Source organism: Campylobacter troglodytis, from assembly GCF_006864425.1.
In the GTDB taxonomy this organism is placed as follows: Bacteria; Campylobacterota; Campylobacteria; order Campylobacterales; family Campylobacteraceae; genus Campylobacter_D; species Campylobacter_D troglodytis.
The window spans coordinates 1-1,130 of sequence record NZ_QHLI01000161.1 but is presented as its reverse complement, the minus strand read 5'-3'; the positions used below and the strand labels follow the sequence as shown (position 1 = coordinate 1,130).

2 protein-coding genes are annotated in these 1,130 nt (G+C 25.8%); both read right to left on the bottom strand.

Annotation, left to right across the window (positions count from 1 at the left end; genetic code table 11):
* Positions 1–70: 70 nt before the first annotated feature.
* Positions 71–313 carry a hypothetical protein gene (locus DMC01_RS12525; protein ID WP_142694514.1) on the bottom strand — a complete coding sequence of 81 codons (243 nt, stop codon included), beginning with the start codon at positions 311–313 and terminating at the stop codon, positions 71–73.
* 618 nt (positions 314–931) lie between these two features.
* The coding region (locus DMC01_RS14110; RefSeq protein ID WP_185908962.1) for a hypothetical protein at positions 932–1,130 on the bottom strand (199 nt) is incomplete at its 5' end.

Sequence of the window (1,130 nt, the reverse complement as noted above, 5' to 3'; positions counted from 1 at the left end):
CTAAATTTAGGGGCATAAAAAAAGAAAATTTTGTGTTTCATTTAAAAAAAACAAAATTAAGACGAAAAATTTAGGACAAAATTCTCATCAAAATTTGCTGAAATTGATAAGAGAAAATCCTATTAGAGTATCTTGAGCCAAAATCAATATTTTTATTATGCTTTATATCAAAGCTCCAAGAAATGCGAAGATTGCCTTTGAAGCGCAAGGTTGATGAAACTTTGGGATATTTATGCCTAAATGGGATTTGTTGAGAACAAAAATATTCCTTAAGCTCCTCATCACTTAAATTTACATATTTTTCACTGCTCATTGCATATACTTTAAGCAAATTGTAAGTGTAAAATTTGTTCATTATATATAGATTCTATCTTTTTCATTGTTTTATCCTTGGCTGTTGTTTGTTTTATGCCATTATATCCCAAAACTTATTATCTCGATTGGTGAGTGCCACAACACTGCACCATACAAAAATAAATATAACATTATATGTAAAACAACCAATGCCAAACAAATAGCCACATATTTTTTCTTATTTTTGTAAATAGCATAAATACCAAATAAAGATATGTAGAAAAAAGCAAAATTTACACAATAGTGAAACAATAAATCATTAAAAGTTAGATAATGTCCCTTAAGTCCTATTGGCTGAAGTAATCCAAAAAAAATAAGAGTTATATTCAAAAATAAAAAACAAGAAGTTACAAAAAATGAAAAAACAAAATATCTAATTATTATCCCTCTATATAACTTTTCTAAAGAAATGCTTAAAATACCACATACACCAATGATAAAGAAAAACAAAAACATAAAATCATTTGTCAAATAAAACAAAAAACTTCTACTTGAATCTATCACAATCATAATGAGCAATGAATTGCTTATAATCCAAAATAAAATTATAAAAATTTTAATGCAAAAAATAAACTTTTTAATTTTCATTATTGAACCTCACACACTGCTTCGTATAGTAATCGCTATCACATTCTATTTTTACTCCTTTTTTGTATTTAACACTCAATGTAACCCTACCTTGATTTTGCAAGATCTCATCTTTGTATTTTTCTACATATTCTAAAAATACTTTAAAAAACTCATCATTATTTTTCCATAAATCAATACACCCAGCA

Bases quoted from the DNA above. Each gene is read 5' to 3' on its own strand.
- DMC01_RS12525 (WP_142694514.1), bottom strand. From the start codon at position 313: ATGAGCAGTGAAAAATATGTAAATTTAAGTGATGAGGAGCTTAAGGAA.